Source organism: Rahnella bonaserana (assembly GCF_019049675.1).
Taxonomy (GTDB): domain Bacteria; phylum Pseudomonadota; class Gammaproteobacteria; order Enterobacterales; family Enterobacteriaceae; genus Rahnella; species Rahnella bonaserana.
Genome location: NZ_JAFMOW010000060.1, coordinates 1 through 25,743, shown reverse-complemented (window position 1 = coordinate 25,743; position 25,743 = coordinate 1). Strand labels below are relative to the sequence as shown.

The following is a 25,743-nucleotide window of genomic DNA, read 5'->3' as shown; positions in this document are numbered from 1 at the left end:
GATATTTCGGTTCGATTTTTATCCGTTGGGATAGAATTAATGCTGTTTTTACTTCAGAGAAGTCTGTTTACGAGGGGATAAAGCAGCAGGTTTTGCCTGAAACGGCGCAAACCTATATTCTATCGGCCAATTTACTGAGACAGTTGCAATGAGGTCTATATGATTATCAAACCACGCATCCGTGGCTTTATCTGTGTTACTGCCCATCCGGAAGGTTGCAAGGCGAACGTTAAAGAACAAATCGACTACGTTACCGCGCAAGGCAAAATCGAAGGCGGTCCGAAAAAAGTCCTGGTGATCGGTGCTTCTACCGGTTACGGCCTCGCTGCCCGCATCTCAGCTGCTTTTGGTTCTGACGCAGCAACGCTGGGCATCTTCTTCGAACGTCCGGGCGATGAATCGAAAACTGCAACCGCAGGCTGGTACAACTCTGCAGCCTTCGAAGAATTTGCGGATGCAAAAGGTCTGTACGCAAAAAGCATCAACGGCGACGCCTTCTCTGATGAAGTGAAGCAAAAGACCATTGAGCTGATCAAACAAGATTTAGGTCAGGTTGATCTGGTGGTTTACAGCCTGGCCGCGCCGCGCCGTACCCATCCGAAAACCGGTGAAGTGTTTAACTCCACCCTGAAGCCAATCGGTAAGCAAGTGACCATTCGTGGCATCAATACCGATAAAGAAACCATCAACGAAACCACGCTGGAACCGGCAACCCCTGAAGAAATCGCGGGCACCGTAGCGGTAATGGGTGGCGAAGACTGGCAGATGTGGATCGAAGACCTGAAAGCCGCCGGTGTACTGGCTGAAGGCGCGAAAACCACGGCGTTCACCTACCTGGGTGAAGAAGTGACGCAGGACATCTACTGGAACGGTTCTATCGGTGAAGCGAAGAAGGATCTGGACAAACGTGTTCTGGATATCCGCAGCACACTGGCAGAGCAGGGCGGTGACGCACGTGTTTCCGTGCTGAAAGCCGTTGTCACTCAGGCGAGTTCCGCTATCCCTGTGATGCCGCTGTATCTTTCCCTGCTGTTCAAAGTGATGAAAGAGAAGGGCACGCACGAAGGTTGTATCGAGCAGGTTTATGGTCTGTACAAAGATAGCCTGTATGGCGCTGAACCGCTGGTCGATAACGAAGGCCGTCTGCGCGCTGACCTGAAAGAGATCGCGCCGGAAGTACAGGCAGAAGTCGGCAAGCTGTGGGATGAAGTCACTAACGACAATATCCCTGAGCTGACTGATTTTGCGGGCTACAAAAGCGAGTTCATGCGTCTGTTCGGCTTTGGCCTGAACGGCGTTGATTACGCAGCCGATACTAATCCAGACGTGAAAATCAAACATCTGATCCAGATGTAATTTGGATTAACGCTTAGATTGCTAAAACCCCACATTCGCTGAGAAGCGGGTGTGGGGTTTTTTGTTAGTTCTATCATATGTTTCATTGCTAACTGATTACGCCGAAAATGGCTCTGTTAGAGGTTCTTTGTTATTTTGGCATTACAATTGTTCAACATATATTATTTAATCAGACTTAAACGTAATACTTGTACTACGTTGGACCTTAACCTACTTAGAAAGCTAATAATGTCAATTCAACTAAATACGTAGCCATTAAAATTTCTATAGGGAACATAAAAAATGGGCAGTATGAAAATGAAATGTGCGCTGATATACGATTTTGATGGGACTTTGGCTGAGGGGGATTGCGCTCAGCATGGATTAATGCCGGCCTTAGGTATTGAAAATATAGGCGATTTTTGGACTTTGGTTAAAGATAGGGCAAAAAAAGATGATGGTGATGAGATATTATCCTATCTTGGCCTTCTTGCTGAGAAGGCTCATTCTCTAAAGTCTGATGAACTCAGTTATTCTAATCTTGTAAAGCATGGGCAAGCTATTCCTTTATTCCCTGGAGTAGTCGATTGGTTTGGCAGAATCAATGAATATGCCAGGCAATACGATATGGAGATTGACCACTATATAATATCCAGTGGATTAGATGCGATGATTCGCGGGACTGAAATTGGTAAGAGATTTCGTATGATATATGCTTGTAAATATCATTACTCAGAAGACGGGAAGACAGTCCTTTGGCCGGCACAAGCAATAAATTATACTACAAAAACACAATTTTTATTCAGGATAAACAAGGGGATTGATAACTCGTGGGATAATGCTGCTGTTAACAAATTCATTGAGCCAGAATCGCGAGAGGTTCCATTCCAAAAAATGATTTTCTTTGGTGATGGAGATACGGATATTCCATCGATGAAAATGGTCAGACACCAAGGTGGTTTTTCTATAGCAGTATTTGACCAAAATAAATGGAGTGATAGCAGAACTCAGTCAAAAGTAGAAAAACTTATTGCGGAAGAAAGGGCAAATTATGTGGTGCCCGCTGTATATGAAGAGGGTAGCCAATTGGATGTAACGGTGAAAGGCTTGTTGCAGCTATTTAAACGCAAAGGTATTTAACTATCAATCTAGAAAACAGTTACATACTTTTCCTTAGGATAATAATTTTTCACCATTTATGGCATCCCGTTTCCTCATTCCACTAAAAAGGGCGCATACCGCGCCCTTTCATCATTTTCTACACCCCGCCCGCAGATCTCACCTTCCGCTGAATAAGTTCACGCGTGTTTGGGTCGAAATACCGGCTTGGCCAGATGGCGCTCGGGTGTATATCCAATGCCTGCGCAATAAGCATTTCGCCTTTCGGCCAGGGTCTTGAAAGTGCGTTAGACAGTGTCGAGGAACTCAGACCGGCAGCGCGGGAGACGGCGGCCATCGTCGTACCTTTCTTACGTAATCCGGCAATGATATCGGCCTGATGCCAGTCGCAATTATTCATGACGGGGTGCTCCTGTTTTTAAAAGCACAGGAACAGCAGAGCAGAAGGGCAGAAATGTGGGGCTATGCGATAGTTTCATATACGACTCCTTGTAGTGAATACGACTACCACTGGAGCTGCGAAACTCTTTGGGTGGTAGCTCAGACAAGGTTCGCAGTACCGGCCTACAAGGACACCGGCCAGCCCGAAGGCTGCCCTGCCTGAGCCACCATTGATGTTATTAAACAGGGTTAGCTGCCTAAATAACAGGTGAGCAGAGACAATTGCACTCGATGTATAACATCAAGTACGTCCTTATAGTGTTGGCCGAGCTGCGAAACCCGGCTGCGGATTTTGCCGCAGCGGGCGCACTATAGCGTAATTGAGTAAGCTAAACCAACGGGCTAACCGCGAAAATGAGGTGCGCTTTCCAGAGAAATTTCACGCGTTGCAGTGGGTTACATGACAACATCAAGAACGTATGACAGTCGCTTAAGCGCGTTCGCATGTTTCTCTGCGGGCATCTTCGACAGATTTTTTCTTTTCCAACGCACTGCGGGTAACTTGTCTATATTGTCGAGACCCAATAACGTCCAGTCCGGTTCTTTATTTTTGAATGACAGTAAAAATTCTTTCTCTTCCTGAGTTATTTTCCCATTAATCAGGTCAATCAGTTGCCTGCGTACTGCGAGCAATTCGGCGAGCGGAATATAAGCGAGCACTGATTTCGCAATGTCGTCTAACGCAGCTTTAATTCCCTTTAGTGACTCTTCCCGGTCCAGCACGGGCAAATAAACCAGATCGATATCAACGGATAAGCGTGGAAAATTGCGGATAAAAAGATTGATTGCCGTCCCACCCTTGAGAGCAAAGCAATCGTGTTTTGCAATGAAAGGAAGCAATTGTAAAAGCAACTGCACCTGTCGGTAGTAAATACATTCCCTGTCCATTTTTAATTACATATCCTTGGGTACCGTAATATTCCATGTCGTATCTAGCCTGCCGGACTTAGCGATTTCGCGTTTACCGCTACCTAACTCATAAAGATCAGGCTTGAGATATTTAAACCAGGCATGGTTGTGACGCTGTGCCAGCCACAGGAAAAGACGTTTGGACTTTATACTGCCGCTTGCCTGCAGCAGAAGTTCAAGTTTGCGAGGGGAGAGTGTCGAAAGCCCCTGCATGATTTGGTCAGCATGCTCAAAACTGATAGCTTTGGGCACGTCTGAGAGAAGTTCGAGCATAGCTTTCTCAGGCGCGGAATAGAGCATTGGCGACAGCGATTCCTGCCACTGACTTTCACGCAGAAATCTTTTGTCCGCCATGACCGAATCAGGCCATAAACGTCGCGTGCTGTGCCCTTTAAAACTGGCGCGCCCGGTGATTTTATTTAGCCACGCTGGAAGTGGACTGGAAGAATAAAGGCTGACTGGTACGACCTGACCCTTAAGCTGATAATGTGCTAACCCTTCCAGGTTCAGAGCCGTCAGACCGCCTAAAGTGACGGGCGTTGGGTGCATACGCTGAAGCGAGGTTACGATCCCTTGCCAGTTCAATGGCGATTCATCACGTGTATACACGCCGGGTGCAAGCATCAGCAACGTCCGGCTTTTTACTGCGTTATCGATAAAATGTCGTGGTAATCCCTGTTCTTGCAACCACGTTTTTGTGGTGATCAGACCACAAGGGAGTAACGTTTTCAGATGTTGTCTCGCCTCAGTGTTAAGCATAAAAAACCACCGGTTTACAAAATGGATAATTCGCGGCGATTATTGCCGCATATTTTTATTTTTGTAAACCATAGCATGGATAGAGTTTATCAGGCTCGCGCTATTCCTGCGCAATGTAACGCGTCTGCGGAGGCTAAACCAACGGGCTAACCGCGAAAATGAGGTGCGCTTTCCAGAGAAATTTCAGGCGTTGCAGCGGGTTACATCAAGCACGTTGATCAAAAGCGTCCCGCTATCTTCAGGACGCCTCTTCCTTATCAGAACCCGATGTTCACCCGGATCATGATCATCTGCGAGCGGCTGCGTGCCTCATCCAGCCCGAGCGTGCCCTGATAGGCGATGCCCGGCGTAATGTTATGCGGCAGCAGGAAATCCAGCCCCATGCCTAACACCAGATTTTCCTGACTGTCGCCGTAGACATCCGCACTCCACGTATCATTGCCGGAATCGGCGTAACCCAGACGGGCACGGCCCGGATCGCTGAAAGCCTGCGTGTATTCGAAACGACTTTGCCAGCGCAGCACCGACCACGTCAGTGGCAGTGCGTATTGGGTGCGAACGCCGAGCGCGCCGGTCACATCATTCAGCACCTGGGAGGCGAAAGCCAGATCGTAGGCATCGGCGCTGGATTCCGTGTAGCTGTCGAGCCGGGTGCGAGACAATTGCAGGCGTCCGTATGGCGAAATCAGCAGGTCGGGCAGACGATAGTCATAACCCGATGTCAGAGCCCCAAATACCTGATAACCGCCACGGTCGCCGCGGGCGAATTGATCCATTTCTGTCACATAACGACGGCTGTCGTAGTCCAGACGGCTGTATCCGAGCAAACCATCGATAAAGAAACGGCTGGGATGATAGCTGCCATAAAGCGCCGAGCTGATGGATCGACCGTTGCTGCGGGAACCGCTGTCACCGATATCGCTAACGTCTCTGCCAAAACCAATCCCCATACCTGCGGTGAAAGTCGGGGTGAACTGGTAGTCCGCGCCGGTGCTGATGCCGACCAGCGTGTGACTGAAACTCACGCCGTCTTTACCGGAATGACCAAAATCAACAAACCCGCCGGTCCAGTAATTAATACGCGAGTTCGCACCATTAAGCGGATGCTGCCCGGCGTTTTTATCGGTCAGTTGCGGCAGCTCAGGTTGCGGGCGATTGTGCTCCCACGCGGTGTTCCACAGAGTGTCATCGTTGCCGCGTTCCTTTTCAGACGCTGGCATGTTGAAGCGGATGCCGTTCATATCGCTGCGCACACTGGCCGGGTTGTGCAGCGTTTCCAGACGGTCGCTGAAGTTGCGGATTTGCGCACGCGCGAAATTTTGCGCCGACTGAATCTGCGCGCCGACCAGACCGAGTACATCCGGATCTTTAGATGGATCCGGACGACCGGCGATGCTCAGCGTTACGGTCGCGGGTGCTGATTGCGAATCTTGCGTCATCAGCACATAGCGAAGAGCCACCGTACCGGAAGCCTGCGCCGCAGCCTGAAAGTCGAGATAAATCCCGTTATCGCTTTGTGCCAGCGCCACACTGCCGAGTGTTGCAGCCGGAGAATCGACAAGTCGCGCCCCGGTAAACGGCCCACCGGTGGCGTTTTCGGTCAGGTTTACCCGCACAGATTTGCCAGCGAGAACGGAGGCCGTATGGCTGACGCCCACCGGCTGCGCGCTGGTAATGTTAAGTGTGTACGCGACCTGAGCCGTCACGCCGCTGGCGTCTGTAGCGATCAACGTAAAACTGTTGTTCCCCGCTGCGGAAGGTGTTCCGCTCAGCGTGTCGCCGCTCAGTGTTAATCCGGCGGGCAATGTGCCTGATATGCGGTACTGATACGATGCCGTGCCGCCTGTTGCGCTGAAAGTCTGCCGATAAGGCGTGCCTGCACGACCATCGGGTAATGCGCCGCTGGCAGGCGTGAAGGCCAGTTGTACGGCGGTGACGTTCAGCGTGACCGATGCCTGTGCTGCGCCAAAATTATTGGACGCGCTGTAAATGAAACTGTCACTACCGGAATAGCCGGCAACCGGCGTGTAGCGGATTTTCAGGTTCTGGATGCGCGCCGTGCCGTGTGAAGGTTGCTGCACAATCGCCAGTGAAGTGACTGCGCCGCCCGACAGCACCGGCTCAATCAGATTATCGCGGGTGTTGGCTGCCACGCTCGAGGATACCGCACTGACTACCGGTGCTTGTCCGGCAACCGTCAGTGCATAGTTTACGGTGCCGGTGGTCCCGTGACTGTCCGCGGCACTCACCTGAAGGGCATAAGTGCCGGAAGTGGCGGGCGTACCGGAAATCTCACCCGTGCTGGCGCTGATGGTGAGCCCCGCTGGCAGGCCGGATGCACTGTAGGTGTAAGGTGCAGTACCGCTGCTGGCCGTAATAGTCTGTGACCACGGCGTACCTGCGGTGGCTGCGGGTAAAGCGCCGCTCGCGGGCGTGAATACCAGCGTGACGCTGGCAACGTTCACACTGACAGCAGCGGGTGCAGATGTGCCCCAGTGATTGCTGGCGCTGTACGTGAAGCTGTCGGCACCTGAATATCCGGGCGCAGGCGTGTAATTCAATGAGGTTCCCGAAGCCGTCGCCGTGCCGTGAAGCGGGGCGGCAGTGATGGTAACTGACGCCGCGACGCCGCCAGACAGCGCCGGAACGATGGCGTTGTTGCTGCTGTTCCCGGCAACCGTGGTGCTGACCGCGCCCGCGACCGGTGCCTGCCCGTTTACGGTTATCGTGTAGCTTTGGTTTCCGGTGGCCGCATTCGCCGTATCGTGCGCCACGACGGTAATGTTAAAGCTGCCTGCTGCGGTCGGCGTTCCCGAAAGCTCACCATTTGCTGCCAGTGTTAATCCGGCAGGTAACATATCCGTTGTGGTGAACTGATAGCTGCCTGATCCGCCCGTTGCGGTCAGTGTCTGGCTGTAAGCGGTGCCGGATGTGGCAGAAGGTAAGGTGACCGGCGACAGCGTAATCACCGGTGCGGCGATATTCACGCTGACGGTCGCAGGTGCAGATGTGCCCCAGGTGTTGCTGGCGGTATAGGTAAAACTGTCTGGGCCAAAGTAGTTTTGCAGCGGCGTATAAAGGGCGGTTGAGCCGGAGAATACGACTGAACCGTGTGCCGGTGCCGATTCTGATACAACAGATGTTGCTGCGCCGCCGGAAAGGGGCAGAGCAATCGCATTATTGCTGCTGTTAAACGCCACGCTGGCGCCGGCCGAACCAGCGACCGGTGCTAATCCGTTGCGTTGTACCTGCACGGAATAGCCGGACGTAGAGGTGCCGTCGGCGGCCGTCACGGTGACGTTGATGGTGTTACTCCCTTCACTTAACGGGATTGCACCAGACGCACTGCCGGAAGTGACGGAAGCCCCATTCACTTTTACGGTTGCCGTAGTGTCGGTGGTTACCGGCGTCAGCGTAATGCTGGTCACGCTGTTGGCAACGGTTGCACTGTAAGACGTTGTCCCGCTTGAAAAAGCCGGTGAAAGCGAACCCGCAGAAAGTGACAGAGACGAAAGGCTGGCATCTGCAGATGCGCTGACCGGTGAGGTACAGGAAACGCTGAGAGGGCTCAGATAGCCGTGGCTGGTGGTGATACGAAAGCGAACCCCGCTGCTCACCAGTTGTGATCCCGTTACCGTATAAGAATGGGGGCCTGCCGTGCCGCCGGTGACGTAGTAGGTTGAGTATGTCGTCTGCGCATAATTCGTCAGGCCGAAGCTGTCAGTATCTGTTATCTCGCTGTTCACACCGGCGCCAGAATCTGAAAACGTCAGCGTTAAGGTATCAGTGGCATCAAACTGGCTGGCCTGATAAGCCTGACTTGAAAAGTTCGCGGTGGAAAACGTGCGGTTATTCAGCGCCGTACACCCTGCCGATTGAGCAATCGCCTGGGATACAGAAAAGAGTGATAACAAAAGAAAAGCGCAGACAAAACGGGCAAAGCGCCCGGTCGCGCGGCGATGGCGAGTCATGTAAATTCCCTGAGATATTCTGACGTGCAGGCGTCGTTTTTTGTGTGTTTGTTTTGGTGATGTTATAAGAATGTTCCTAATACGATTGCGTAAATAACGAGTAAAAAACGGTTAATTCCGGCGCATTCAACAGGGATGACGTCAGGGGATTTTAATCGTAAGCGGGAGCATGCGTATTCAGAAGGGCATTCAGAGAAAGGGATATTTGGGATAAATCGCCAGCATCAGATGAAGGAAGGATAGAGAACGGCGAATTAAATAAAAAAGCCGCAGACCTGTCCGGTATGCGGCTTTTTACATTTCACTCATACTTTCAGGAAACATCAGTCATAGGCCACTTTATGGTTGATATGATAAAACGTCGCGGTGGCCGCCATGACGTGTTGTTCTTCTTTACCCGGTTTGTGGGATTCCACATGAGTAATGTGATAGCCCACGGCACCTGCATCTAACGCTTTTTTGACAATCGCATTATTGAGTTCTTCCATGGAGGTAGCCCAGGAAACTGTTGTTACGCCCACAGCTTGCAGGGAGGCTATTTCACGATGTGATAATCCACTGCGGATCAAAACAGGCTTAACAGACTTCGGATAAAATATGGATAAAACATCATTGACTAAGCCTTTCATGGAGTGACTCCTCAAGAGTTCAATGTCTGAATCGGGTATTACGTTGCCCATAACTAGCGGGCACAGAGTTAATAAACACCTTTTCATGTGACGAACTTTAGCTTTAATTGCTAATTTGTTGTTAAGAAGGTTTTCGCCACAATTAACGCAATTTTCCGGCAAGATACTTTCATTTCGTTACAGGTTCGGCATTTTTGACATGAATGAAGAAGCGTAAATAAAAAACGGGCACTTTAGCGCCCGTGGAGGTTTTTCTTGTACCGGTGGCAGAGTCTGACGGGTGTTATTTCCGGTTGCTCCACACGGTCTGCACATTACAAAACTCGCGTAAGCCAAAGTGTGAAAGCTCACGGCCATAGCCGCTTTTCTTCACGCCGCCGAAGGCAACACGCGGATCGGATGCGCTGTAACCGTTGATAAACACACCACCGGTTTCCAGCTCATTAGTCATCTGTTCTGCCCGCGCAAGGTCCGTTGTAAAAATTGTCGCACTCAGGCCAAACTCGCTGTCATTAGCCAGTTCGACGGCATGGTCTGCATCGCGCGCCACCGTGATCGCGGCAACCGGACCGAACAGTTCCTGCCGGAATGCGGTCATCTCAGGCGTCACATTGCTTAAAACAGTTGGCGCATAGAAATTACCCTTTCCGGCAATTTTCCCGCCGCCAAGCAGTAAGGTTGCACCTTCTGCCAGCGTGTCCTGAACCTGTTTATCCAGCTCATCGCGCAAATCATAGCGTGCCATCGGGCCGATATACGTCGCGTCATCCAGCGGATTGCCCGTCACCAGCGCCTGAGTCGCGGCAACAAATTTTGCGGTAAAAGCGTCCAGCACACCTTCTTCCACGATGAAGCGTTTTGCCGCGGCACAGACTTGCCCGGTATTCTGATAACGACCGGCAACTGCCGCTTTTACCGCTTCATCCAGATTTGCGTCATTGAGTACGATGAACGGGTCTGAACCGCCCAGTTCCAGCACACATTTTTTCAGTGATTTACCCGCCAGTTCTGCAATTGCCGCACCGGCACGGACGCTGCCGGTGACAGTAACGGCCACCACACGCGGGTCGGCAATCAGTTCTGCCACTGCCGGTGTGCCGACATTAATCACGCCAAAAGCACCTGCCGGAAACCCTGCTTTCAGCGCGGCCTGTTTCACCAGATACGTGGTCCCCATCACGTTCGGTGCCGGTTTTAACAGGAAGGTATTACCCGCCAGCAGCGCCGGTACGGCACCGCGCAAAATCTGCCACACCGGGAAATTCCACGGCATAATCGCCAGAATCATTCCTGAAGGGCGGTAATGAATGTGCGCTTCGCCGTTATCGACCATCGTCGGTTCCGGTGCCAGCATCGCCGGACCGTTTTTAGCGTACCACTCACACAATCCGGCTGATTTTTCTACTTCAGCGAGTGCCTGTTTCACCGGCTTGCCCATTTCCAGAGTGATCATGCGGGCGATGTCTTCGCTGGCGCAGCGCAGCTCGGCGGCCAGATTGACCAGCAGTTTTGCCCGCTGTGCGACATCCGTTTTGCGCCATTGCTTAAATGCCACGCTGCCCTGAGACACCGCTGCTTCCAGTGCCAGCGTGTTGTCAAAAGGATATTCACCGATACGCTCGCCGGTGAACGGATTTTGCGAAATGGCATGTGTTTGTGAATTTGTCGTCGTCATTATTTATTCCTCGTTAAACCAGTGCGTTCAGAATAGTGGCTTGCGTGATTTAATAAAAATGAATAAAAATAAGTAAACCGTTCACTTTTTGAGAAGGCCTATGAATCTGTCACAACTCGAGATGTTCCGTGCCGTTGCTGAAACCGGCAGTATCAGCGCCGCTGCGCAGCGGGTACATCGTGTTCCGTCAAACCTGACCACGCGCATTAAACAACTGGAGGCGGAGCTGGGCGTCGAATTATTCATTCGCGAGAATCAGCGTCTGCGACTTTCGCCTGCCGGACGTAATTTTCTTGATTACAACAACCGGATCCTGGATTTAGTGGAGGAGGCACGATTGTCGGTAGCCGGAACAGAACCGCAGGGGATTTTCGCGCTGGGCGCGCTGGAAAGTACCGCCGCCGTGCGTATTCCGGCACTGCTGGCGCGATACCATCAGCAATTCACCAAAGTAGAACTGGCACTGAGTACCGGTCCGTCAGGGGAATTGCTCGATAAATTACTCGAAGGCGAGCTGGAAGCGACCTTTGTCGACGGTCCTGTTCTTCATCCAGTGCTGGATGGCGTACCGGTATTTCCGGAAGAAATGGTGATTGTCGCGCCGCTGCATCATGCGCCGGTCACGCGGGGGAAGGACGTGAATGGAGAGATCGTGTATGCATTCCGCTCCAACTGTTCTTACCGGCGTCATTTTGAAAGCTGGTTTGCTGATGACGCTGCAGCGCCGGGGAAAATTTACGAGATGGAGTCTTATCACGGCATGCTGGCATGTGTCATAGCAGGCGGAGGACTGGCACTGATGCCTCGCAGTATGCTGGAAAGCATGCCGGGCAGCAGTACCGTGAGTATCTGGCCTCTGGCAGACAACTATCGTTATCTGACGACCTGGCTGGTGTGGCGGCGGGGGAACCTGACCAGAAATTTATCTGAGTTTGCAAAGATGGCCAGGGAGCTGACCATCAGCCTTCAGCCACCTGCAAAATGATCTGCCAGTCCAGTGCCAGTTTCAGCGCTACACAGCCAGCAAAAACAACACAAATGGTTTTGAACATAACAATCAGGGTTCTTATTTCGTGATTTAAGTCTCATTTTACCGTCGGTGTTGTTTAATCGCTTCTAAAAAATGGTGCAGAAGATGCTTTTTCTAACCTGTTTTTTCGAAATGATTATTCTGAAAACGGTAATGCATCGCACGGAAAGACCAGACTTTGACAAGTTTGTACATAATAGCAACACAGTTTATTCACGTACTGACACTATTACCAAAGTGTGCAAATTGTAGTTAATAATATTTTTCAGGCATTTTTTAGGTCTTTAAAGTGATTTCTTCGTGAAAGTTTTAATTACTCAGTGACAACAAGTTGTTATGAGATGAGGTATTAACAATTAAAGAAAAAGAGCAGCGGTAGCCGCCGATGTGTCACGGTGAATAATATTATGCGGGCGCAATTGATATCATTATTTCTTTGTGTAGAATCAGGGGCACTAATTTAATGATACCCCTCTAAAGTGAGCACATCATGGACAACGCGTTAAACGTTTTGAATAATATCCGTACACTTCGGGCACAGGCTCGTGAAATGCCACTGAGCACGCTGGAAGAAATTCTTGAGAAGCTGACTGCTATTGTTGAAGAATCACGCGAAAATGTGAAAGCCCGCAGTGCGCAGCAGCAGGAACGTGACGAAAAATTACTGAAATACCGTGAAATGCTGGCAAATGACGGCATCGCTATTGATGACCTGCTGGGTCACCAGACGACCAAAGAATCTGGTAAAGCTAAACGTAAACCGCGCCCGGCAATTTACGAGTATACCGATACCGACGGTTCAAAAAAAACCTGGACCGGCCAGGGCCGTACTCCTTCTGCCATTAAAGCGGCACTGGATGGTGGTGCAACATTAGAGAGTTTCCTGATCGCGCGTTAATCAGGCTTCCGATGTGTTCAGTGTTTTCTGCCTTGCAAACAGCGGGGCAGATAACACACCTCCAGTTCTTTTTTTCATTCTGCAACTCCTTTTTTGACATCGTAATCCCCCTCCACGCGATCATTTCATCCCGGTGCGAAATTCCTCTTAATGTAAGCTTAAGTCTCACCACGTATGGTTAACGTATCTTCGTTTACCGGAACTGCTATGCGTACCCAATATTCTTCCGTTCAGATTGTGCTCCACTGGCTGGTGTTTGTTTTAGTCGTACTGACATATACCACGATGGATATAAAAGGGGGGTTTGCAAAAGGCACATCAGCGCGGGAGATATTAGCCCTGACGCATTACAGCCTGGGATTTTGCGTATTATTCCTGATGTGTGTACGCCTGTTTGTTCGCGGGATGTATGTCACGCCGCCGGTAAAACCCGCGTTACTTCGCTGGCAGCATTATTTGTCGGATGCCGCGCATGTTCTTATTTATCTGATGTTTCTGGGCTTACCGGTGCTGGGCATTTTGTCACAATATTATGGTGGCCATGACTGGACGATGTTTAACATCCTTATGCCGAAAAGCGTCTTTCCGGATATACCTTTACAGAAACAGTTTAAAACGCTGCATGAATGGCTCGCGAACGCCGGTTATTATCTTATCGGATTACACGCTCTGGCGGCACTCTGGCATCACTATCGCCGGCGCGATAACACGCTGATCAGGATGTTACCTTCACGAAAATAGTCAGCGGATGCGGGGATCTGAGAAACCGTGGCTATGTTCTGGTATCAACGGAGCGATAAACGTGACGGAAAGAACACTGATGATATCCGGTACGAGGGGCATATTGCCTGCTGATAAATGCAGCAGTATTCTAAAGCCCTTCTAATCAAAAGGATATTGAGTATGGATACTACCGAAACGTTAAACGGGACGTACTTCTACCATGGCCACGACAACGTAACTAAAGAAGAGTTGTTCTGGTTAATCTTCTTGGAATCTTTCTCCAATCGCGCAGGAATAGAAATAGAAACAGCTGCAACCATCTTTGTGGGTAAGCCAATTATCCCCAAGCGCAAAGTCTTAGGCTCAAAGGGCGATAGGACAAGCATTGCATCAAAAATGTCACGAAGAATTTTCAAGGATGCAAAGCTCCCAAACAATCTAAAAATTCCCACTATCGCCTATGGTCAGGTGAGGAACACAAATCAGATTGCTACGATTGTTGGCCGCTGGGTTCCGTATTTAGGCTAAGCTCAGGCGGTAATACTTTGTGCAATCGTGGCAAAGGATACACGTGATAAATACAACCTCATCGCCTCCCCACAAGACCGTATTGCATGGACGTACTTCTGATGGAAGTAGATGAAAATGAGATTCTCGATTACATCACGGACAAATACAGTGAGAGGAGAAAACCAGTTAGTAAAGACTGGACGTTTCAGGAACACTTTAATTTAGTCACGGACGAATTAGGTGAAATGCTGATTGACCTGTTCACTCGGTATGGCATTAGCTATGACAATTTTAATCTCGATAATTACTTTGAGCCTGAATTGCCATGGTGGTGGTGGCAACTTAGGCGAGAGTACAAAGGCAAAGTCTACAAGCCTCTTACTGTTGAGATGATTATCGAATCAGCAAAGGCGGGTCGTTGGCTATATGATTAAGGGGCGCTATGCCCCTTTTTCACATTATGCAGTTTGGCGGTCATTCCACGAGTCAGCAAATATGATGTTCCCATCATTGTGCTTCCAGATGATTTTCTCGTAACGCAACTCAACAGTTTCCATATGATTTTCATTAGGATTGCTGGCTGATGCCATAGCCGGCGAAACAGACACGATCCGCACCTTTTCTAACAACATGTTGAAATACTCCACTTCCCGGCCTGCGTCATTGATTCGGTACCATTTGAATTCAGCTGAAGCAAGACATTGACCCGTTGCCACTGCTTTGTAGATATACGGACTGGAACAGTCAAAATCTTTCACCAGCATCATAGGGTAATGAATACGTGTACCCGTAATTTTCCCTGTACGATCATCAGTTGGCGTCATCAGATTATGATGGAACCCTTTAACTTCGATGCTGTATTCCCGCCCGATAACATCCACACCGCCTTTAATCAGTGCGCCGCCATCGTCTTTAAGCCATAGATATGCTGGTATAGCCATTTTGAAAATTCCGTTTTAAAAGTCAGGTTTCAACGTATTCCTTTGTCCAGCAGGGCACAATTATCTAAGGTTGTAATAGCCTGATTTTCAGATGTTTATTACTGACAACGGGGCATCATTGAGATGTATTTTGAATGCGCCCGTTCAACGTTGAAATTTGCATGAACAGGCGGAAAGGTTTTACTGTTTTACGTAGTTCTTCTGGTACACGCACAAATGTGTATAAGCGGCCTGCAGATGCGGCACACTGATCCCAACACGCGTAGCACGTTCAACCAAATCACCAATAATCTGGTCGGCTTCGATAGGATATCCCTGCATCATATCGCGGTACATGGACGAGGTTTGTGGCGAGTTTTTATCCGTCACCGCTTCCCTGACTTTTGCCACCGCCGCTGCGCGTTCCGCGTAGCCAAAGGCTTTCATGGTGGTCAGGGCTTCGGTGACAATGGCCTGGGCGAACTCTGTGCCGCCTTGCGCAGACGCCACCTGGCCGATGTTTCCGCGCATGGTGCAGGTGATGGCGCCGAGGCTTGAAAGCAGCAACCACTTCTCCCACAAATCCGTGATAATCGTTTCAGAAAGGATGGCTTCAACGCCTGCGCTCTGAAACGCCTGATCGACTTTCAGAATACGTTCGGTTTTTTCACCTGAGAGTTCGCCATAAATAATCTGGTGCAATGGCGTCATCTGATGGATATGTCCATCCGCATCCAGCGTTGCGTTGATTTTGCATAATCCGCCGATCAGGGCGTGCTCGCCGAAACGCAAACTCAGCGTCTCCATGTGTTTCATGCCGTTAAGAACCGGCATCACCATGGTATATTCACCGACAACCGGCGCGATGTCTTTCATCGCCGCTTCCAGCCCGAAGCTTTTCACGGTCAGTAAAATCAGGTCATATGGGCCGGTGAGCTGCGAGGCCTGTAAGACATTAGGCTGGAAATGGAAATCACCGTGCGGACTGTGAACCGTCAGCCCGTTTTGCTCAACCGCAAGCGCGCGCTTTTCTCGTAAAAGAAACGTCACATCCTGTCCGGCCTGCGCCAGTCGTGCGCCAAAATACCCGCCGGTCGCGCCAGCACCCACAACTAAAATCCGCATATATTTTCCCCGTTGTTCAAGACATTCAGAAACAGACATTTGGTTTTAAACTACGGGAGGAGGGCGGCGGGAAGCAAGTATTGCAAGGAGAAATAAATCCTGTGGGGTTAATGTCGGAGGACAGGGCGGCAAAAAAACTGGCTCTCCGCTCGCAGACGAAGAGCCAGACAGTCATTTCCCGCGCGCCAGCACCTTGCGGTACAACACCGGCAGCGAAATCACCACGATCAGCATCGCGCCGACAATCACCGACATCACAATTCCCGGCACATTCAGCAGGCTGAGGCCGAAGGTCAGAAGCCCCATCAGGAACGCGGCGATAATCACGCCGGTCATGCTGCCGGATCCGCCGAGCACGCTGACGCCGCCGAGCACCGCCATGGTGATCACGCTCAGTTCCCAGCCCAGTGCCAGCGTCGGACGCGTACTGCCGAGGCGCGACGTCAGCAGCACTGCCGCCAGTCCGGACATTACACCGACCAGCACGAACAGCGTCAGGTTGTGGCGTTTCACGTTAATCCCGGAATACCACGCCGCGACCGGATTGTTGCCGATGGCATAGGTGCGGCGGCCAAAGTTGGTTTTATGCAGCAGGAAATAAAACACAGCGCCGAGGACCAGGAACAGCGCGAATTCAAACGACAGCGCTCCCCAGACATAACCCTGACCAAACCACGCAAAACTGGCGGGATATTTATTCAGCGCCTGATCGCCAAGCAGCACATAAGTCATGCCACGGAACAGGCTCATGGTGCCGATAGTAATGACGATAGACGACAGATTCAGCCGCGTCACCAGCAGCCCGTTAATCAGCCCGCACAGCAAACCCACGCTCAGCCCGACGCCGACCAGCGCCGGTGTCGGCAAACCGGCCTGCGCGCAAAATCCCATAATAGTGGAACTCAACGCCATGGTGGAGGCGACCGACAGGTCGATTTCACGGGCGATAATCAGCATCGCCATTGGCAGCACAATGATGGCTTTTTCGGTGAAGTTAAAAGTGGCGTCCGACAGGTTCCAGATATTGAGGAAATAGGGCGAGGCAAATGCATTCACCACAAACACCAGCAGCGTCACCAGCAGTAAAAACCCTTCCCAGCACATCAGGCGGCGGAAAAACGGCGTGACGGTCATGGTGGATTTTTCTCCGGCAGCGGAATGCGGCGTGTTGCGCGAAGTTAAGGTCTTGTTCATGATCTTGCTCCGGTTTCAGTTCGCACAGGCTGGACGGCAGGGGAATGGCGCAGGATCAGCCGCCCTTTACGTTTGTTGGCGCGTTCGTTGAGGATGACGGCAATCACAATCACGCCGCCGGAAATCGCCATCTGCCAGAATGGTGATACTTCAATGACCGGCAGGGCGTTGTTGATGACGCCGAGGAAGAGCGCGCCGAGCAGACAACCGACCACCGAGCCGATGCCTCCCATGGTGCTGATCCCGCCGATGACGCACGCCGCGACAATCTGCAACTCAAAGCCGTTAGCGACATCGACGTAAGCGACGGCGAAGCGTGAAATCCACAGATAGCCGCAGAACCCGGCCAGCGCACCGGAAAGACAGAAGCTGACAAACTGCATTTTACCGGCGTTGATGCCAGTGTAATACGCCGCCGTGGCGTTGCCGCCAGCGGTATATAAAGCGCGACCAGTGCGGCTGTATCTCAGGAAATATGCCACCAGAATCAGTGCCGCAATCGCACACCAGCCGAGCAGCGGCAGGCCGATAAAGGTGGCTCGTGGCAGGCTGAGAAATTGCGGGCTCATCTGATGGGCATTGATCCAGCCGCCGTTGGAAAGCAGGAAAATAATGCCGCGATAAATGCTCATGGTGCCGAGCGTGACCACAATCGGCGGAATGCCGACTTTCCACACCAGCAGGCCGTTTACCGCGCCCATCACCAGTCCGAGAACTGTCGCCAGCACAACCAGCGACCACACCGGAATGTCCGGATGATGGAAGTTGATCAGCGCGACGATCATGCCGGTCAGCGCCAGATTTGCGGCCATCGATAAGTCGATCCCTTTGGTCAGCAGCACCATCATTTGCCCGAGGGCGAGGATGATCAGGATCGAGGTATCGTTGAACATTCCCAGCAGGTTTCCGGCACCAACAAATTCCGGTGAACGCGCGCCAACGCCAAGCACCATCAGCACTATCACCACCGCCAGCAACAGCTCGCGATATTTCAGCAGGTTCTTGATCATGCTGCCTCCTTGCCCGCGCCGCTGGCGGCACTGACAATCATTTCTGCGCTGGCTTCACCGGCGTTAAATTCCGCCACCATCAGCCCTTCATGCATCACAATGATGCGATCGGCCATGCCCATCACTTCCGGTAATTCGGATGACACCATAATTACCGCCAGCCCGCGCCCGACCAGTTCAGACATAAACTGATGCACCGCCGCTTTCGAACCGATATCAATGCCTTTGGTCGGCTCATCGAGAATGATGATGTCCGGTCTGGTCGCCAGCCATTTGGCAATCACCACTTTCTGCTGATTGCCGCCGGAAAGGGTACCCACCGCCTGTTTCCAGCTGGATGCTTTGACCTGCAACCGTCTGGCGTAATCGTCAGCCAGCGCCCACTCTTTTTTGTCATTGAGCACGCCACGCGGATTCAGCTGGCTGAGCTGCGGCAGGCTGATATTCTGGCTGATCGGCAAATCAATAATCGCGCCTTGTTTCTGGCGCTCTTCCGGCACATACACAATCCCTGCGCGGATGGCCTGAGAAGGGCGCGAGAAATGCTGCTCTTTGCCGTTAATCAGAATTTTTCCGCCGTTCGGCTGCGTGACGCCAAACAGCGCCTGCATCAGCTCGGTTCTGCCCGCGCCGACCAGACCGTAAAAGCCGAGGATCTCGCCTTTGCGCAAAGAGAAGTTAATGCCTGCAAATTCGGTTGGATGGCTGAGGTTTTGCACCTCAAGCACGGTGTCACCCGGCTCGCAGTTCACTTTCGGGTAAGCCTGACTGACTTCGCGGCCGACCATCATGGTAACCATCTGCTGTTCGCTGATGTCACTGATTTTGCCGGAACCGACATAACTGCCATCGCGCAAAACGGTGTAGTAATCGGAAATGGAGAAGATTTCATCGAACTTATGCGAGATAAACAGGATGGCTTTGCCCTCGCGTTTAAGGCGTTCAACAATCTGATAAAACTCGACAATTTCGTGCTGCGACAGGGCAGCGGTCGGTTCGTCGAGAATAACTACCTGGGCATCAAAAGACAGCGCACGGGCGATCGCCACCATATGGCGCTGCGCGATACTCAGGTCTTTCAGGGTGGCGTGCGGATCAATGTTGACTTCAAGACGCGTTAAAATATCGCGTGCCTGCTGATGCATTGCCGGCCAGTTCAGGCGTTTAAACAGCCCGCGATAGATGTAATGGCCGACGAAAATATTCTCGGTAACGGAAAGTTCGTCGAACAGCACGGTTTCCTGATGAATGGCGGTAATGCCGACTTTGTGTGCGGATTCCGGATTCGGCAGTTTTATTGGAATCGCTTTGTAACGCAGTTCGCCTTCCTCCGGCTGATAAATGCCGGTCATGACTTTCACCAGCGTCGATTTACCCGCGCCGTTTTCGCCAATCAGGGCGGTTACTTTTCCCGGATACAAATCCACGTGAACGTTATTTAACGCCCTGACACCCGGAAAGACTTTGCTGATGCCTTTTAATGATAAAAGTGGCGTCGTTGAGTCTGTCATTTCAGTTCCCCTGTCTGGCTAAGCACAACAAAACGGCTCACCGCATCACGATGAGCCGCATTCAGGATCAGAAGATTTTGGAGAATTTGTCGATATTGCTGGCGTCATAGACAAAGGGTTCTGCCATCGCACCGCTGCCGTCGGCATCCAGTTTCACCTTGCCTAAACGGCCCATGCTGGCTTCGGTTTTGGTGGCGGTGCCTTTGACTAAATCGTCTGCCAGATACGTTGCGGCGTAGCCCAGATCAATCGGGTTCCAGATGGCGAAACTCTTCGTTGCGCCGGATTTCACCGCGCCCGCCATCTCAGACGGCAGACCCAGACCGGTCACATACACCTTGCCGATTTTGCCCTGATCTTTCACCGCCTGCGCCGCTGCCACGATACCGACGGAAGACGGGGAAATAATCACTTTCAGATCCGGGTAGGATTTCAGCAGGCCGATGGTTTCACGGTAGCTTTTATCTGACAGATCATCACCATAAGCGACGGTCACCAGATTCACCGAAGGGTATTTCGGCAGCACCTTTTTCATCTCAGCGATCCACAGATTCTGATTGGTAGAGGTTGGCGTGGCGCTGAGGATGGCCACATCGCCTTTTTCAACGTTCAGGGCTTTCAGCGCATCGGCGGCCAGTTTGACGTTGGTTTCGCCGATCAGGGCGTTATTGGAAGGATTAAGGTGGATCTGGCGGCCCTCTTTGGCAACGCCGGAATCCCAGGACACCACTTTAATCCCGCGCTGCATGGCTTTTTTCAGCACCGGCACCAGTGCATCCGGGTCGTTGGCGGAAACCGCAATGGCATCGACGCCCTGCGCGATCAGCCCGTTCAGCACTTCAATCTGCGCTTCGGCGGTGGTGGTGGTCGGGCCGGTATAAATCACTTTTACATCACCCAACTCTTTCGCTGCCTGTTGCGCCCCGACGTTCGCCGCTTCAAAAAAACCATTGCCGAGGGATTTCGCCACCAGCGCAATTTTCACTTCTGCCGATGCCGCGCCTGCCAGCAGGATGCTGCTCGCCATCAGGGTAAGGCTCAGTACGTGTTTTAATTTCATTGTTGGTACTCCGCATGCTATTCGCATAAATCTGCAAAAAGTTTAACGACGAAAAGTTGCCGACGCGCCAGGCGCATGATCACGACTCTAGGAGGTTGCTGACAGACTGACCTTTCCGCGAGTGCCAGTTCAGCGCTAACTATGGCAAAGACGCAAAGGTTTAAGCGAACAACCTCACAATTTGATAACAATCTTGTTTCGGTCATGCCAAACGGTCAGAAAACCACACATTACCGGTCTCAGAAATCCGCACTTAAATAAGGTGTAAAGCCACGCAGTACGCCGGATGGCGCAGGATTTCGTAAGGAGAGAAATGTTTTGTTCAAAAGCGGCTTGCGGATCACAGTTTCAGCCTTATGGCCGCGCCGCTGACGACTAAGATATTACGATAATGTTAATAAGGAGTCGGAAATGACCGTGCTACGCAGTAGTGAGTATTTTTCCTCAGGAGATTTTCCGGTCGCCATTGAACCCCGTTATCCGCAGGAAACATTTCCCGAACATCATCATCAGGATTTCAATGAAATAGTGCTGGTCGAGCAGGGCACCGGCACGCACGTTTTTAACGACCAGCCGCTGATCCTCAGTGCCGGCAGTGTCTGTTTTGTCCGCCACAGCGACCACCATCTGTATGAAGATACCGATAATCTGCATCTGACCAACGTGCTGTACCGCAGCCCGAACGCGTTTCGTTTCCTGAATGGCGTCAGCGATTTGTTGCCGCAGGAAGTGGACGGCATTTATCCCGCGCACTGGCGCATCAGCCCGAATCAGATCACTCAGGCCAAAACCCTGATTGACCTGCTGGCGCGCAAGCCGTTCAGCCCGTCACCGGAAAATCAGGCACAGCAGGAACTGTATTTTATGCAGCTCTTATTATTGCTGCGTAAAGGCAGCCGTGATGTGGGTTATCGCGGGCAGGGCGGTGATCTGAATAATCTGCTGGACTGGATGAACGAACATTACCACGAAGAAATCGACTGGCCGCAACTGGCCGCGCAGTTTTCCATGTCGCTGCGTACGTTGCACCGGCAGATGAAGCAGCAGACCGGCTGCACGCCGCTCAACTATCTCAACCGCCTGCGTCTGCTTAATGCGCGCAATATGCTGCGGTTCAGCGACAGCCCGATTACCGAAATCGCCCATAACTGCGGTTTCTGCGACAGCAATTACTTCTCCACATTATTCAAACGTGAGTTTGGTTATGCCCCGCGCAGTATCAGACAGTGATCCCTGATTTGCAGAAATGTTATGTCGGGCAGTGCGACCATGACATTTTTGCCATTTCTGAAAATTAAATGGCAATCACGGAAAGGTAAAAACCAGACGGATAGAACAGGCTGTTAAAACTTCACAAAAAAGAACTTTTTTATTAACAAATCGTTCATCACCTCTATCCGCACCTGGGAGATTCTATACATGAGCACAGTTCAGAAACGTATGTACATCAATGGCGAATTCGTTGAAAACACCGGCGGTAAGTGGATTGACGTTGTGAACCCGGCGACAGAACAGGTGATTTCGCAGATCCCTGAAGGCGCGGCAGAAGATGCCAGAAGAGCCATTGATGCCGCCGAAGCGGCGCAGCCGGGCTGGGAAGCATTGCCTGCGGTAGAACGCGGCGTGTGGCTGCACAAAATCGCCGCCGGTATTCGCGATCGCGAAGCCGAACTGACCGAAACCATTATTGCCGAGGGCGGCAAAACTTACGGCCTGGCGCAGACTGAAGTCCTGTTCACGGCGGATTATCTCGATTACATGGCGGAATGGGCGCGCCGTTACGAAGGCGAAATCATTCAGAGCGACCGGCCCAACGAAAACATCTTTGTGTTCCGTAAAGCCATCGGCGTGACTACCGGTATTTTGCCGTGGAACTTCCCGTTCTTCCTGATCGCGCGTAAAGCCGCACCGGCGCTGATTACCGGCAACACTATCGTGATCAAACCGAGTGAAATCACGCCGAACAACGCCATCATTTTCGCGGAAATCATTCACAAAATCGGCCTGCCAAAGGGTGTGCTGAATATTGTGACCGGCTATGGCCCGACCGTCGGGCAGGAACTGGCGGCAAATCCGAAAGTCGGCATGGTCAGCCTGACCGGCAGTGTGGCGGCAGGTATCGCCACCATGACCGCGGCGGCGCAGAACGTCACCAAAGTCTCACTGGAACTGGGCGGGAAAGCACCGGCCATCGTGATGAATGACGCGGATTTAGATCTGGCGGTGAAAGCTATTGTCAGTTCGCGCGTTATCAATACCGGGCAGGTGTGTAACTGCGCAGAACGTGTTTACGTGCAGGAAGGCGTGTACGACGAATTCATTTCACGCATCAGCGAAGCGATGAAAAAAGTCACGTTTGGCAATACTGCCGAACAAAAAGAGCTGGATATGGGCCCGCTGATCAGCGGTGCAGCCTTGCAGCGTGTGGAAGAGAAAGTGGCGAAAGCCGTGTCGCAGGGCGCGAAAGTGCTGCTGGGCGGCAAGCGTCACGGCGACAAAGGATTTTTCTTTCAGCCAACGGTACTGGTGGATGTGACGCAAGATATGCCGATCATGCACGAAGAAGTGTTTGGTCCGGTGTTGCCTGTCGCGACATTTAAAACGCTGGACGAAGCCATCGCGATGGCCAATGACAGTGAATACGGCCTGACTTCGTCGATTTACACCAGCAACATCAACACCGCAATGAAAGCGCTGAAACAACTGAAATTCGGTGAGACGTACATCAACCGTGAAAACTTTGAAGCGATGCAGGGCTTCCACGCGGGCTGGCGTAAATCAGGCGTCGGTGGTGCAGACGGCAAACACGGCTTGCAGGAATATCTGCAAACGCACGTCGCGTATTTGCAATTCCACTAATCAGCAGTAACGGCCGGAGCGGGGCAACCTGACTCCGGCTTATAAGGACATATCATGAGCCGCAACGATTTCCTCACCGGCATTCGTCAGCATAAAATCATGCAAACGCTATTTCCGCCACAGACTGAAATTCCCAATCTGCCTGAAGAATTTGGCCGCGCGCTGACCCTGATGGGCGGCGTCTGGGACGACACGTTTTTGCGTACGCCGCAAAATGGCTATACCACGCTGAACGCCTACCTGCGCGGGTTGTATCCGGCCGATTCCCTGTTTTGTTCCGCCACACCGGAAATTATCGCGGAGGTGGATTTCAGCGCCCGCACGCAGGCGGCAGCGCTTAAAGATGTGGACGTCGGCGTGGTTCGTGCCTGCTTTGGGGTGGCAGAAACCGGCGCGGTATTCCTGAGTGATCCGCAACTTTGCGTGAATTCCCTCAGCGCGATGGCGAAAAACCTGGTGGTGTTGCTCGACGTTAATCAGATCATTGAACATCTGCATCTTGCACATCGCCAGCCGCAACCGTTCAATGCCCGTTATACGGTGATGGTGACGGGGCCCGCCGCGATGGCCGACAGCGAGAGTGCACTGATGCTCGGCGCAAAAGGCGTGCAAAGTCTGCGGGTGATCGCGATTTAAGTCCTAAAACCCACGGATCCTGCTGTAGTCACCTCGCTTAAAATAACTCCTGTAAATAAAATAAATCCTATCTGATACAATCAGTAAACAGGTGCACAACGGGCGCGTCCTGACTTTTACTGCAAGTGAGCGCGACAACCATGAGCGTGATACAGAGCCTTATCAAACAAGCCTTTGGCACCGGTAACAGCAATGAAGCAGCCACTTTTCTGGCCAGCGCATGCAACCGGATGAAGGCAATGGATAAAACATCTATCGCCCGCGAAGTGGAAAGCGCGCTCAGAGGCGTCAGTTTCAGCCGCGCCGAAGGCGATAAAGCCAAAGTTAAAACCGTTTTTAAAGACACCGCCGTCACGCTCGAAAAGCTCGCTTCTCTGGAAAAACAGGTGCGCAGCCTGACCCATGAACTGGCCGTTGCCCGCAACCAAACCAGCAGCGGGAATAAAGAAGACGTTCAGCGACTGGAAGGAGAGTTGTACCGTCTGAACACGCGGATCAGCGAACTGCTGCGCCAGTCTGAAATACAGAAAAAGCAGCATGCCGACGAACTGGCGCTGATGCGCTCCCGTCAGCAAACCGCCGGAAACTCAGTCTCAGCCGAGCTGGTAGAGTCCAGAAATCTTGTCGCTTACATGGGCAGTCAGATGGCGGCGATGGCCGCAGCCCGCGACAAGCTACAGGGCCAGGTTGTTGAGGAAGAAGACAAACGTCACGCTGCCAACCGCCGTGCAGATGGCAATTATGCGCTGCTCGGACAGCAGAAAGAACTGACGGCTGAGGCTAACCGTAAAGTCACGCAACTGCGTGCCAGCCTGAAACTGGAAGAGTACGAAGCGCAAAACACGAAGAGCGAAAGGGCGAAACTGAGAAAGCAAGTCGCTGAACTTCAGGAAGAAAACAGCCGTCTGACAGAACGTTTCCGCGATAACGAAGAAGATTGCGAACGCCTGAGCCACGCGCTGGAACGCACGAATCAGGAATTCGCCGCCTATAAAGCGCAAAAGCAGCGCTTAACCCGCTGGATCCATATTCCCGGCGCGATGATGGGGATTTCCGTCGTCGCGCTGGTGCTGTACTCAGATGCCCAGCCGGGGCATCTTTTCGATAACCTTGCCCCCGCTGCTTTTCTCGGCAGCGTCGTCTACGCACTTTCCCTGATGATTGCGTTTACTCGCCGGGCGTAGCGGGGGGCGGGTCCAAAAAGCCTCTGGGTTTGTCAGACAACAGAAAGGCTTCACTAACTTTTGTCTAATACCTCTCATTAATATAACTTCCCGACCTCCAAATTCTGAGTAAACTCTATGCCCACAATTTCACCATGTGAATACAGTCTCCTCACCCTCCGAAAAGCAGGATGCTTTTCACATGCCAACCAGGGACCGGAATGGATACACTTTCCCGCTACTCACTTGATATCTGGAACAGCCCT

Annotated in this window: 23 protein-coding genes and 1 pseudogene; 11 read left to right on the top strand and 13 right to left on the bottom strand. The window is 51.8% G+C overall.

Features of this window, described 5'->3' with window-relative positions:
- Positions 1 to 159 precede the first annotated feature (159 nt).
- Complete coding sequence (gene fabV, locus J1778_RS09755) at positions 160 to 1,356, top strand: enoyl-ACP reductase FabV (protein WP_217173006.1); 1,197 nt, start codon at positions 160 to 162, stop codon at positions 1,354 to 1,356.
- Positions 1,357 to 1,638: 282 nt separating this feature from the next.
- A complete protein-coding gene (locus tag J1778_RS09750; RefSeq protein WP_238484648.1) occupies positions 1,639 to 2,475 on the top strand; it encodes an HAD family hydrolase in 837 nt (278 codons plus the stop codon).
- Positions 2,476 to 2,593: 118 nt separating this feature from the next.
- On the opposite strand, the gene J1778_RS09745 is transcribed toward J1778_RS09750, so the two are convergent.
- The 7 genes from J1778_RS09745 to J1778_RS09715 form a co-directional block, all read right to left on the bottom strand.
- Positions 2,594 to 2,854 (bottom strand): helix-turn-helix domain-containing protein, encoded by a 261-nt coding sequence (locus J1778_RS09745; protein WP_217173005.1) that lies wholly within the window; start codon positions 2,852 to 2,854, stop codon positions 2,594 to 2,596.
- A gap of 164 nt (positions 2,855 to 3,018) precedes the next feature.
- Entirely contained in the window at positions 3,019 to 3,075 is a 57-nt protein-coding gene (locus J1778_RS24860) for a hypothetical protein (RefSeq protein ID WP_390889625.1), read from the bottom strand.
- Positions 3,076 to 3,291: 216 nt separating this feature from the next.
- A complete protein-coding gene (locus tag J1778_RS09735) occupies positions 3,292 to 3,783 on the bottom strand; it encodes a nucleotidyl transferase AbiEii/AbiGii toxin family protein (protein ID WP_217173004.1) in 492 nt (163 codons plus the stop codon).
- Positions 3,784 to 3,789: 6 nt separating this feature from the next.
- A complete protein-coding gene (locus J1778_RS09730) occupies positions 3,790 to 4,563 on the bottom strand; it encodes a type IV toxin-antitoxin system AbiEi family antitoxin domain-containing protein (RefSeq protein WP_132964567.1) in 774 nt (257 codons plus the stop codon).
- Positions 4,564 to 4,820: 257 nt separating this feature from the next.
- Positions 4,821 to 8,534, bottom strand: coding sequence for an autotransporter domain-containing protein (locus J1778_RS09725; RefSeq protein ID WP_217173003.1), 3,714 nt, complete (start codon positions 8,532 to 8,534; stop codon positions 4,821 to 4,823).
- Between the two features lie 323 nt (positions 8,535 to 8,857).
- A complete protein-coding gene (locus J1778_RS09720; RefSeq protein WP_217173002.1) occupies positions 8,858 to 9,163 on the bottom strand; it encodes a YdgH/BhsA/McbA family protein in 306 nt (101 codons plus the stop codon).
- A gap of 283 nt (positions 9,164 to 9,446) precedes the next feature.
- Positions 9,447 to 10,838: an aldehyde dehydrogenase family protein gene (locus J1778_RS09715; RefSeq protein WP_217173001.1), complete on the bottom strand. Its 1,392-nt coding sequence runs from the start codon at positions 10,836 to 10,838 to the stop codon at positions 9,447 to 9,449.
- A gap of 100 nt (positions 10,839 to 10,938) precedes the next feature.
- Between J1778_RS09715 and ptrR the strand changes: the two genes are divergently transcribed.
- The 5 genes and pseudogenes from ptrR (at position 10,939) to J1778_RS09690 (ending at position 14,433) form a co-directional block, all read left to right on the top strand.
- Entirely contained in the window at positions 10,939 to 11,823 is an 885-nt protein-coding gene (gene ptrR / locus J1778_RS09710) for a putrescine utilization regulator PtrR (RefSeq protein ID WP_217173000.1), read from the top strand.
- A gap of 535 nt (positions 11,824 to 12,358) precedes the next feature.
- On the top strand, positions 12,359 to 12,766 hold the full coding sequence (locus J1778_RS09705; protein WP_112287421.1) for an H-NS family histone-like protein: 408 nt from the start codon (positions 12,359 to 12,361) through the stop codon (positions 12,764 to 12,766).
- Between the two features lie 207 nt (positions 12,767 to 12,973).
- A complete protein-coding gene (locus J1778_RS09700) occupies positions 12,974 to 13,507 on the top strand; it encodes a cytochrome b (RefSeq protein ID WP_217172999.1) in 534 nt (177 codons plus the stop codon).
- A 162-nt stretch (positions 13,508 to 13,669) separates the two neighbouring features.
- Positions 13,670 to 14,119 (top strand): annotated as a pseudogene (locus tag J1778_RS09695) (STM2901 family protein).
- Positions 14,119 to 14,433, top strand: a complete 315-nt coding sequence (locus tag J1778_RS09690; protein WP_217172998.1) for a DUF1493 family protein — start codon at positions 14,119 to 14,121, stop codon at positions 14,431 to 14,433. Before J1778_RS09695 ends, J1778_RS09690 begins: the two are co-directional and overlap by 1 nt.
- A gap of 24 nt (positions 14,434 to 14,457) precedes the next feature.
- Here the strand turns inward: J1778_RS09690 and J1778_RS09685 are convergent, their stop codons facing one another.
- The 6 genes from J1778_RS09685 to rhaS (J1778_RS09660) form a co-directional block, all read right to left on the bottom strand.
- A complete protein-coding gene (locus J1778_RS09685; RefSeq protein WP_217172997.1) occupies positions 14,458 to 14,940 on the bottom strand; it encodes an Hcp family type VI secretion system effector in 483 nt (160 codons plus the stop codon).
- Positions 14,941 to 15,120: 180 nt separating this feature from the next.
- A complete protein-coding gene (locus J1778_RS09680; RefSeq protein WP_217172996.1) occupies positions 15,121 to 16,044 on the bottom strand; it encodes a ketopantoate reductase family protein in 924 nt (307 codons plus the stop codon).
- A gap of 171 nt (positions 16,045 to 16,215) precedes the next feature.
- The gene (locus J1778_RS09675; protein ID WP_217173145.1) at positions 16,216 to 17,178 is read right to left on the bottom strand and encodes an ABC transporter permease; all 963 of its coding nucleotides are present in this window, start codon (positions 17,176 to 17,178) and stop codon (positions 16,216 to 16,218) included.
- Positions 17,179 to 17,234: 56 nt separating this feature from the next.
- Complete coding sequence (locus tag J1778_RS09670) at positions 17,235 to 18,248, bottom strand: ABC transporter permease (RefSeq protein WP_217172995.1); 1,014 nt, start codon at positions 18,246 to 18,248, stop codon at positions 17,235 to 17,237.
- Positions 18,245 to 19,759: a sugar ABC transporter ATP-binding protein gene (locus J1778_RS09665; RefSeq protein WP_217172994.1), complete on the bottom strand. Its 1,515-nt coding sequence runs from the start codon at positions 19,757 to 19,759 to the stop codon at positions 18,245 to 18,247. Before J1778_RS09665 ends, J1778_RS09670 begins: the two co-directional genes overlap by 4 nt.
- 67 nt (positions 19,760 to 19,826) lie before the next feature.
- Positions 19,827 to 20,819, bottom strand: coding sequence for a rhamnose ABC transporter substrate-binding protein (gene rhaS / locus J1778_RS09660; protein WP_013578029.1), 993 nt, complete (start codon positions 20,817 to 20,819; stop codon positions 19,827 to 19,829).
- A gap of 411 nt (positions 20,820 to 21,230) precedes the next feature.
- Here rhaS (J1778_RS09660) and rhaS (J1778_RS09655) point away from each other — a divergent pair, with 411 nt between their 5' ends.
- From rhaS (J1778_RS09655) to J1778_RS09640, 4 genes are all read left to right on the top strand, one after another.
- Positions 21,231 to 22,049: an HTH-type transcriptional activator RhaS gene (rhaS, locus tag J1778_RS09655; RefSeq protein ID WP_217172993.1), complete on the top strand. Its 819-nt coding sequence runs from the start codon at positions 21,231 to 21,233 to the stop codon at positions 22,047 to 22,049.
- A 189-nt stretch (positions 22,050 to 22,238) separates the two neighbouring features.
- The gene (gene aldA, locus J1778_RS09650; RefSeq protein ID WP_217172992.1) at positions 22,239 to 23,678 is read left to right on the top strand and encodes an aldehyde dehydrogenase; all 1,440 of its coding nucleotides are present in this window, start codon (positions 22,239 to 22,241) and stop codon (positions 23,676 to 23,678) included.
- A 54-nt stretch (positions 23,679 to 23,732) separates the two neighbouring features.
- Complete coding sequence (locus J1778_RS09645; protein WP_217172991.1) at positions 23,733 to 24,314, top strand: LutC/YkgG family protein; 582 nt, start codon at positions 23,733 to 23,735, stop codon at positions 24,312 to 24,314.
- A 140-nt stretch (positions 24,315 to 24,454) separates the two neighbouring features.
- A complete protein-coding gene (locus tag J1778_RS09640; protein ID WP_217172990.1) occupies positions 24,455 to 25,498 on the top strand; it encodes a coiled-coil domain-containing protein in 1,044 nt (347 codons plus the stop codon).
- Positions 25,499 to 25,743: the final 245 nt, after the last annotated feature.

Excerpts from the sequence above, each read along its gene's own strand:
- rhaS (WP_013578029.1), bottom strand. The coding sequence starts at position 20,819 with ATGAAATTAAAACACGTACTGAGCCTTACCCTGATGGCGAGCAGCATC.
- J1778_RS09735 (WP_217173004.1), bottom strand. The coding sequence starts at position 3,783 with ATGGACAGGGAATGTATTTACTACCGACAGGTGCAGTTGCTTTTACAA.
- J1778_RS09690 (WP_217172998.1), top strand. The coding sequence starts at position 14,119 with ATGGAAGTAGATGAAAATGAGATTCTCGATTACATCACGGACAAATAC.
- J1778_RS09720 (WP_217173002.1), bottom strand. The coding sequence starts at position 9,163 with ATGAAAGGCTTAGTCAATGATGTTTTATCCATATTTTATCCGAAGTCT.
- J1778_RS09730 (WP_132964567.1), bottom strand. The coding sequence starts at position 4,563 with ATGCTTAACACTGAGGCGAGACAACATCTGAAAACGTTACTCCCTTGT.
- J1778_RS09640 (WP_217172990.1), top strand. The coding sequence starts at position 24,455 with ATGAGCGTGATACAGAGCCTTATCAAACAAGCCTTTGGCACCGGTAAC.
- J1778_RS09725 (WP_217173003.1), bottom strand. The coding sequence starts at position 8,534 with ATGACTCGCCATCGCCGCGCGACCGGGCGCTTTGCCCGTTTTGTCTGC.
- J1778_RS09745 (WP_217173005.1), bottom strand. The coding sequence starts at position 2,854 with ATGAATAATTGCGACTGGCATCAGGCCGATATCATTGCCGGATTACGT.
- J1778_RS09715 (WP_217173001.1), bottom strand. The coding sequence starts at position 10,838 with ATGACGACGACAAATTCACAAACACATGCCATTTCGCAAAATCCGTTC.
- J1778_RS09750 (WP_238484648.1), top strand. The coding sequence starts at position 1,639 with ATGGGCAGTATGAAAATGAAATGTGCGCTGATATACGATTTTGATGGG.
- J1778_RS09665 (WP_217172994.1), bottom strand. The coding sequence starts at position 19,759 with ATGACAGACTCAACGACGCCACTTTTATCATTAAAAGGCATCAGCAAA.
- aldA (WP_217172992.1), top strand. The coding sequence starts at position 22,239 with ATGAGCACAGTTCAGAAACGTATGTACATCAATGGCGAATTCGTTGAA.
- J1778_RS09675 (WP_217173145.1), bottom strand. The coding sequence starts at position 17,178 with ATGACCGTCACGCCGTTTTTCCGCCGCCTGATGTGCTGGGAAGGGTTT.
- J1778_RS09700 (WP_217172999.1), top strand. The coding sequence starts at position 12,974 with ATGCGTACCCAATATTCTTCCGTTCAGATTGTGCTCCACTGGCTGGTG.
- ptrR (WP_217173000.1), top strand. The coding sequence starts at position 10,939 with ATGAATCTGTCACAACTCGAGATGTTCCGTGCCGTTGCTGAAACCGGC.
- fabV (WP_217173006.1), top strand. The coding sequence starts at position 160 with ATGATTATCAAACCACGCATCCGTGGCTTTATCTGTGTTACTGCCCAT.
- J1778_RS09705 (WP_112287421.1), top strand. The coding sequence starts at position 12,359 with ATGGACAACGCGTTAAACGTTTTGAATAATATCCGTACACTTCGGGCA.
- J1778_RS09645 (WP_217172991.1), top strand. The coding sequence starts at position 23,733 with ATGAGCCGCAACGATTTCCTCACCGGCATTCGTCAGCATAAAATCATG.
- J1778_RS09685 (WP_217172997.1), bottom strand. The coding sequence starts at position 14,940 with ATGGCTATACCAGCATATCTATGGCTTAAAGACGATGGCGGCGCACTG.
- rhaS (WP_217172993.1), top strand. The coding sequence starts at position 21,231 with ATGACCGTGCTACGCAGTAGTGAGTATTTTTCCTCAGGAGATTTTCCG.
- J1778_RS09680 (WP_217172996.1), bottom strand. The coding sequence starts at position 16,044 with ATGCGGATTTTAGTTGTGGGTGCTGGCGCGACCGGCGGGTATTTTGGC.
- J1778_RS09670 (WP_217172995.1), bottom strand. The coding sequence starts at position 18,248 with ATGATCAAGAACCTGCTGAAATATCGCGAGCTGTTGCTGGCGGTGGTG.